Source organism: Candidatus Cardinium sp. cBcalN2, from assembly GCF_022810445.1.
Lineage (GTDB): Bacteria > Bacteroidota > Bacteroidia > Cytophagales > Amoebophilaceae > Cardinium.
Map to the genome: position 1 here is coordinate 1 of NZ_JAACGD010000039.1, position 7,787 is coordinate 7,787.

Annotated in this window: 7 protein-coding genes and 2 tRNA genes; 4 read left to right on the plus strand and 5 right to left on the minus strand. The window is 36.9% G+C overall.

Annotated features, from left to right (window positions below; all coding sequences use genetic code 11):
- Window positions 1-158: 158 nt before the first annotated feature.
- The 5 genes from MUW74_RS01275 to MUW74_RS01295 form a co-directional block, all read right to left on the minus strand.
- On the minus strand, window positions 159-800 hold the full coding sequence (locus tag MUW74_RS01275; protein WP_243517428.1) for a 4'-phosphopantetheinyl transferase superfamily protein: 642 nt from the start codon (window positions 798-800) through the stop codon (window positions 159-161).
- A gap of 79 nt (window positions 801-879) precedes the next feature.
- Complete coding sequence (locus MUW74_RS01280; protein ID WP_243517431.1) at window positions 880-1,035, minus strand: hypothetical protein; 156 nt, start codon at window positions 1,033-1,035, stop codon at window positions 880-882.
- A 114-nt stretch (window positions 1,036-1,149) separates the two neighbouring features.
- A tRNA-Val gene (locus MUW74_RS01285) sits at window positions 1,150-1,223 on the minus strand.
- A 64-nt stretch (window positions 1,224-1,287) separates the two neighbouring features.
- Complete coding sequence (locus MUW74_RS01290) at window positions 1,288-2,205, minus strand: site-specific tyrosine recombinase (protein ID WP_243517434.1); 918 nt, start codon at window positions 2,203-2,205, stop codon at window positions 1,288-1,290.
- 2 nt (window positions 2,206-2,207) lie between these two features.
- Window positions 2,208-2,281 (minus strand) — tRNA-Asn (locus MUW74_RS01295).
- A 387-nt stretch (window positions 2,282-2,668) separates the two neighbouring features.
- Here MUW74_RS01295 and MUW74_RS01300 point away from each other — a divergent pair.
- The 4 genes from MUW74_RS01300 to dnaX all read left to right on the plus strand — a co-directional run bounded on the left by MUW74_RS01300 (window position 2,669) and on the right by dnaX (window position 7,278).
- Window positions 2,669-3,268, plus strand: a complete 600-nt coding sequence (locus MUW74_RS01300; RefSeq protein ID WP_243517438.1) for a 1-acyl-sn-glycerol-3-phosphate acyltransferase — start codon at window positions 2,669-2,671, stop codon at window positions 3,266-3,268.
- A gap of 135 nt (window positions 3,269-3,403) precedes the next feature.
- Window positions 3,404-4,099, plus strand: a complete 696-nt coding sequence (locus MUW74_RS01305) for a nucleotide exchange factor GrpE (protein ID WP_243517441.1) — start codon at window positions 3,404-3,406, stop codon at window positions 4,097-4,099.
- A complete protein-coding gene (dnaJ, locus tag MUW74_RS01310; protein WP_243517444.1) occupies window positions 4,100-5,233 on the plus strand; it encodes a molecular chaperone DnaJ in 1,134 nt (377 codons plus the stop codon).
- Between the two features lie 260 nt (window positions 5,234-5,493).
- Complete coding sequence (gene dnaX, locus MUW74_RS01315; protein WP_243517446.1) at window positions 5,494-7,278, plus strand: DNA polymerase III subunit gamma/tau; 1,785 nt, start codon at window positions 5,494-5,496, stop codon at window positions 7,276-7,278.
- Window positions 7,279-7,787 lie beyond the last annotated feature (509 nt).

The window sequence follows — 7,787 nt, forward strand, 5'->3', positions numbered from 1 at the left end:
AAAAAGTAACAATAAAAATTTATTTTTTACCAATGTCATGAACAGATACCTTTTTTCTTGATAAAGAAGAAAGAAGTAAGACAAAAAAACTTATAATCAAATAAAAAATCCTTAAGTTGAAGCCATTGCGTAAACGACAGATACATAAGCATAAAGAATTAGGTTTTAGAGTATACCAAAACATGACTTGGTATGCCCTTAGCTACCAGTTGTTGGTAACCCATTGTATACTTTTTGCGACTCAAATGGGCTATCAGTTTGCCTTCAGTTTGTAAATCAAAGGGTTCTATAAAAATATTCTTACTAGTAGCCATTTGTTCCCCATCTAAACGTTTATACAACGTTTCTTTTCCAGCCCAATAGATGGCCAATGTTTCAAGGCAATTATTAGCGTTTTTGGCCTCTATATCTGTTAAGAATTTTGATTGTATCTTAGCTAAACTTGGTTTAATGGTTTCTATATCGATACCTATAGGAAAAGCGGTAGATAGTGCTACTGCTGCTATATAACGGGTGTGTGCAAAACTAATATGAAGATTGCTATTTTCTAAAATAGGTCTACCCTGTTGATTCTTAGAAAGAGGTAAAATAGGTAAGCCTAATTTTTTGAGTAAACAGCAAAGCAATACCCTAACAGAGAGAGACTGTCGTATTCTATCTTCAGAAGATAAGTTTAGGCACTGGAAGTCAGCTAAAAATTCAGGAGATAGTTGAGCGCGTAGTGCTGGCAAACTTGCTTGAATGCTCCCAATAAGGCAAAAAGTAGTCGTAGAAAGTTTACAAAAACTATAAACAGGCATAGACAAAAAGACTATATCTGAAAAAGTGGATCAGCAGGTATGTAGTATGCGGCCTAGAGATAGATGCAAGCCATACAATCTAGATGGTATTTTTACGATCAGCAAAACTTTTGCGGATGGCTTCCACGTCTAGACATTTAATAACAGGCATGAACATAAGACGCTTGATAGCAGCTTTACGTTGTGCTGCTTTTATCTTATTTTTTCTTGCTTTACGTTGTAATCTAACAGGCATAATGTCTAAATTTTAAGTTCAATAGAAAATAACTTCTATTGGCTAAGTTATTATTAAGCTATCATTGTTATCGCTTTCATAAAGCTTTAAAACTTTACAAAAACATACCAGGAGTGGGCCCTGCAGGATTCGAACCTGCGGCCTTCTGTGTGTAAAACAGATGCTCTAACCAGCTGAGCTAAGGACCCAAGTAAGAGAACAAATATAATTATTTTTTCTAAAAAAGCATCTATAACACGCTATTAAGATAGCTTACTTGGTATCATGTAGGTGACTTCTGGGGTGATAATCTTGCATGGTTTGTTTAAGATAATGTCTGTCTAGATGGGTATATATTTCAGTAGTAGTTATAGAGCTATGTCCCAATATTTCTTGTATGGCACGTAAATTGGCTCCTCCTTCTATTAAATGGGTAGCAAAAGAGTGTCTAAAAATATGAGGCCCAACTTTCACATGGATGTTAGCTTTTCTAGCAAGTGACTGTACCATTAAAAAAATCATCACTCTGCTTAAGCTACTACCAAGTCGGTTTAAAAAAAGTGTATCTAAGTGAGCTGATTGTATACTCATGTGGCTACGCACTTCTTGTAAATAAATTTTAATATACTTTAAAGCTACCGCACCAATAGGTATCAAACGTTCTTTATTACCTTTTCCAATGACACGCACAAAGCTTTCTTCAAAATAGATATGGCTTAACTTCAAGGAAACCAGCTCAGAAACACGCATGCCTGTACCATAAAGTGTTTCTACAATCGCTCGATTGCGAATGCCGATAGGGGTAGAATGGTCTATTACCTGAAGCATAGCCTCAATTTCCGGTACAGATAAAACAGATGGTAAATATCTACCTAACTGAGGACTTTCTATAAGCTTAGTAGGATCTTTGGTAAGGTGGTTACTCAGACATAAAAATTTGTAAAAAACGCGCAACCCAGAAAGCATTCTTGATTGACTAGTAGCTTTTATACCAAGATCATGTAGTATGCAAAAAAAATCGTGAATATGATTGGATTTAACTGTAAGTGGAGCGATTGATTTAGGTAACAAGAATTGAGCAAATTTTTTTACATCAGAGAGGTAAGCGGTAATAGAACGTTCAGAGAGCAAACATTCTAACCGGAGATGGAGCTCAAATTGTTGTAAAAAATATTTCCATTCTTGTTCCATAGCTCCCCCTGCTGGACTCGAACCAGCGACCCTTTGATTAACAGTCAAATGCTCTAACCAACTGAGCTAAGGAGGAGTATAAGGGCTGCTTAGGTACAATTTTACCATTTTTTTATTTCATAAACAATAGGCTGCGTTTCGAGCAGTTACTGCTAATGCTCATTTACGAGTCGATGCAGTAGCTCAATATTGACCTACATTTGGTAGATTGCCATTTTTTTGCTTCATATTTCCTAACCATTCCGTTGGATAAGATGGATCCAGTAAACAGTCTAGCTATTAGGTTTATTGTAATCAATTGGAGCAACCAATTTATTTTTTATTTTTGATCAAAAATAAAAAAAAACATAGGCTTATAGCCAAGTAATTGAATCCTATAGGAGACTGCCCATTCTAGGTTAACTTTTTTATATTAAATTGGTAAAGTAAAATAATAGTTGATCTAAATAAAGCGTATAAAACCATGGCTTCCGAAGGTAGTGTAACCAAGAAAAGACACAGTTGGATCCAAAAGTGTGCTATAGCTCTTATCAAATTTTTAGGTTGGAAGATTACTAACAACACTGATTCAACTATTGCAAAAAAAGCAGTCGTGGTACTGGCACCCCACACCAGTAATTGGGACTTTGTCTATGGCATGTTATTTACCCTTAGCGCTCCTGATTTAACGCTTAGGTTTGCCATAAAAAAAGAAGTAATGTTTTTTCCACTTTCCTATTTAATGAAAATGCTGGGTGCTGTTCCAATAGACAGAACAAACAAAAACAAATCCACTAATATGGTAGCTGCTATGGCAGAAATGTTCCATCAATCGGATAAGCTTTTGTTAGTGATTGCACCTGAAGGCACAAGGAGCTATGTAAAAAGATGGAAAACAGGTTTTTATAGGTTAGCGCAAGCAGCAAACGTTCCCATTATTTTAGGGTATATCAACTACGCTAAAAAGGAAATGGGGTTTGGTCCAATCTTTGATATTACAGGTGACATCGACAAAGATATAGCAAATATTCAAGATTTTTACCGAAAAATACCTGGCAAATATCCAAACCAAGGAGTTGTTTGATCTGCCAATTTGGCATTGTTCAGTACATTTGGCAAAAAAATTGCATTACATAAAGCATAATGTTACCATTAGCTATTACTTTTACTATTTGAATCATGAGGCCATCTCGTAACATTTTATACCATAAATAAAAGCATGAAGGTACCAAACACACATACAAACGGACAAGGCTGCTGCAAAGAGCCCCTAGAAAAAAACCAAGCAAGTGGTTGTTGTAGCAGTGAAACAACAACTAATCAGCCATGCTGCTGTAACGGTGAAGAAGCCATCCATCAACCATGTTGCTGTGGCCAGCAAGAAGCAGATCCGCAACTAGGTTGTTGTCAATCAGCTGATGTAATAGATGATGTACATCATCAAACCTGTAATGCTGAGATGCCTTCATTGGAACAGTTACAAACACTGTTGATGGAGGCAAACAATAAATATATGCGTCTTTACGCTGAATTCGATAATTTTAAAAAACGGCAAGTTAAAGAACGGATAGCCCTGACCGATAAGGCTAACGAGCAAACACTAAAAGAACTCTTACCCATTGTAGATGATTTTGAAAGATGTATAATGTCACTACAAGGTGCACAGGAAGTACCCCAACACATGGAAGGCATTAAACTAATTTATGATAAACTAGCTGGGATTTTAAAAAAGTATGGTATAGAAGAAATAGCCATAGAAAAAGGAAGTGTATTTAATGCCGATTTGCATGAAGCCATTATGCAACAGCCAGTAGATAATCCAGAAATGCAAGGGAAGATTGTCTCCGTAGTGGAAAAAGGCTATCTGATCAATGAGTATGTATTGCGGTTTGCTAAAGTTATAATTGGAGTATAAATGGAAAAAGACTATTACAGTGTTTTGGGTATAGAACGTAGTGCCACTGCAGAGCAGATTAAAAAAGCCTATCGAAAGATAGCCATGCAGTATCATCCAGATAAAAACCCAGGGAACAAAGCAGCAGAAGAAAAGTTTAAAGCTGCCACAGAAGCCTATGATGTTTTAAGTAATCCAGATAAAAAGCATCAATATGATCGCTTCGGTACACAAGGATTCCAAGAGGGAGGTAGGTCATATGGAGATGACTTTTTCGAAGGTGATTTGAATGACCTGTTTCAGGACTCTCCCTTTAGCAGTTTTTTTGGTGGTGGCAGGAGAACAAAACGGTCATCCAACTATGGTGAAGATTTACGGATAAGAATCAAACTAAATCTTAAAGAGATTGCATTAGGTACTGAGAAAAAAGTCAAAGTAAAACGTTATACAAGTTGTGATACGTGCGGCGGTAATGGAGCAGAAAATGGACTTGCTGTAGAGAAATGTGGATCATGTAAAGGACATGGTGTGGTTCGTAAAACAACCCAAACTGTGCTGGGCAATATGCTGACAGAATCCATTTGTAGCAATTGTGCTGGAACAGGTAGTCGTATTAAAACACCTTGCATTGATTGTCAAGGAGAAAGCAGAAAGCTTATAGATGATCTTATCACCTTTCAAGTGCCTAAGGGGGTAAGAAAAAATATGGAACTTACGCTACGTGGCAAAGGTAACGTACCAGCCCGTGGTGGTATGCCAGGTAGTTTGATTGTCCAGATAGAAGAAGAAGAAGATGATCTTTTAAAACGTGAAGGCAATAATATTTGCTATACCTTACACATTAGTTTTATAGATGCTACATTAGGTTGTGAAATGGAAGTACCCACCATATATGGTAAAGTTAGACTTAAGATTCCACCTGGCACATCATGTGGTGAGGTTCTTAAATTAAGAGGAAAAGGCATCGCAGATCTAAATGGTTATCATAAAAAAGGAGATCAGTTAGTCTATGTGCAAATTTGGACACCACAAGAACTAACAAAGGAAGAAAAGGACATTTTGCTTTCACTGCGCGATTCGCCTAACTTTATACCAAAGCCAAATAAGAAAGAAGAAAGTTTTTTTGAACGGATTAAATCCTTTTTTCAAGGATAAACTAATAGAATGCTTGCATAGCGCTGCATGCTGCTGGTAATTTACACATCGAGCCAGTGCTTTACATCTTTACGTACATATAGTACGCTATGATTTTCTGCTCTATGTTTCCTACCAATGCCGTAACATAAACCAGTTATGCAAAAAGTCTACTATCTGATTATTTCTATCTATTCATGACTATGGTAGGTTTAAGCAAGAAAAGAAAAAAGCCTTTTGTATTAATTTCGTGAACAGGTACTGTTATTTACAATGTCCTTATGAGCCAATTTGTAGTTTCTGCAAGAAAATACCGTCCTACTAATTTTAAAGATGTTATTAGTCAGCCCCATATTACCACCACATTAAAGAATGCCATCGCATCTAAGCAACTGGCACATGCTTTTCTTTTTTGCGGACCGCGTGGTGTCGGAAAAACTACCTGTGCGCGTATACTGGCCAAAGTCATCAATTGCTTGCAAATTACAGAAGCAGTAGAACCTTGTAACCAGTGTGCCAATTGTATCAGCATAAGCAGCAACAGTTCTATAAATGTATATGAGTTAGATGCAGCTTCTAATAATTCTGTAGAAGACATTCGTGACCTGGTTAGTCAGGTCCGTTATGCTCCTCAAATGGGTAAATATAAGGTCTACATTATAGATGAGGTGCATATGTTGTCTAATGCGGCCTTTAATGCTTTTCTAAAAACACTTGAAGAACCTCCTAGCTATGCCATATTTATATTGGCTACTACAGAGCGTCACAAGGTTTTACCTACTATTTTGTCTCGTTGTCAAATCTTTAATTTTAATAGAATTAGATTAGAAGATATTGTCACACAACTTAAAACAATTGCTACACAAGCCGCTATTCTTTATGAGGAATCCGCACTGCAGTTGATTGCACAAAAAGCAGAAGGGGCTATGCGGGATGCACTTTCTATGTTTGATCTACTTGCTACTGCTGCAGGACCAGGCGGTAAGATTACCTATACCAACACACGTGATCATCTGCAAATATTGGATGATGACTATTATTTTCAATGTACAGAAGCTTGTTTACAAGGGAATATTCCTGCTGTTCTTTCTCTTTATGATAGGGTCTTACGGGCAGGCTTTCATGGACATCATTTTGTGGTAGGACTTGGCGAACATTTACGTAATCTATTGGTCTGTAAAGACCGTGCCACTATTGCGCTTTTAGAGGTTACGGATAACATTCGCCCGCGTTATGCGGAGTATGCTGCTCAATGTACTATCTCTTTTTTATTAAAGGCGTTAACCCGTTTAAACCAGTGTGACATAGGATATAAATCCAGCCAACATCAAAGGTTACATGTTGAGCTGGCACTGATTGAATTAGCCAGTATCTATTCATCTGGTACAGCAAGCACTATAGCACCACGACTAGATGAACCATTACCCAAAGTGCCCTCTCCTAAAGATCCTGCTGTAGTTAGGCCTAAACCAGTTCATATTACACCTACTAAGGCATCTACTACACCACTGATCCACGCTAACCATAGGCTCGACCATGCAGCGGCGAATCCTGTAGTAGATGACCCAAAACGAGCAACGATAACGATTCCTACTTTAACAAGCTTAAAGTCTTCATTAACGGCAAAAGAAAAATTGAGTAATCAAGAAATTGCGAATGAGGCTGATGTAAAAAAAAAAATAAAAACCCAGTATGATAGACCAGCATCAGAACTAGAAGCAATGGTTGCATCGTACTTAGCTGATTATAGGGAACAGCTTAAGAAAGATGGCCGTATAGCCGCCTATCAAGTTATGAATCAATCGACAAAAATTCAAGGTTCAGTTATTACCATTTCATTGATTAATCCGGTTCAAGAGGCTATGCTACAAAACCTAAAAGAGGAGCTCTTACCTGAACTGCGCAAAAAATTAAATCATCCTGATATAACGATTCAAAGCATGTTGATCGAGCAGATAACCTCTGAAAAACCCTACACAGATCAAGAAAAATTAAGCTACTTAAGTAAAAAAAACCCTGCTATAGGCTTACTCCAAGAACGTTTTATGTTGGAGGTAGCTTATTAAATAAGCATATTAGACAAGTTATAGTTATTTGATGTGAAGCCTTGTTTTATTTTTATTACGATGGGTATCGTAATCCCATGGCTTATTAAAGTTGTATCCTATTGAAAATAGGGATGAAAATATTCCTTGGGATGGAATAAGATAGAAAGATAGTATATCCCAATGAAAAATAAGTCCTGCGTTTGTCTCATATCCTATACCTAAAAGCGTAAGTTCAAACCCTATTCTTCTATTAATATTAAATAAATACTTGGCTCAAACTTATCCTTCCACTCTACTTCCAGCGTGATTTTCATAAGTGTTTCTTATTTTAGTAGTTATTAGTATCTGTTCAGCGGACTGGTAAAAGGCTTTTGTAGCCTACTTCTTTTTGATAAAGAAGGGGGAAGAAAAATCAAGCTCTCCGTCCAAATTCGCTAAAAGTGGCCTTTGCAGCGTATCTGTTCATGACATTGGTAAAAAATGGAACTTTATTGTTACTTTTTTCTTGATAAAAAAGTAAGCAAAAA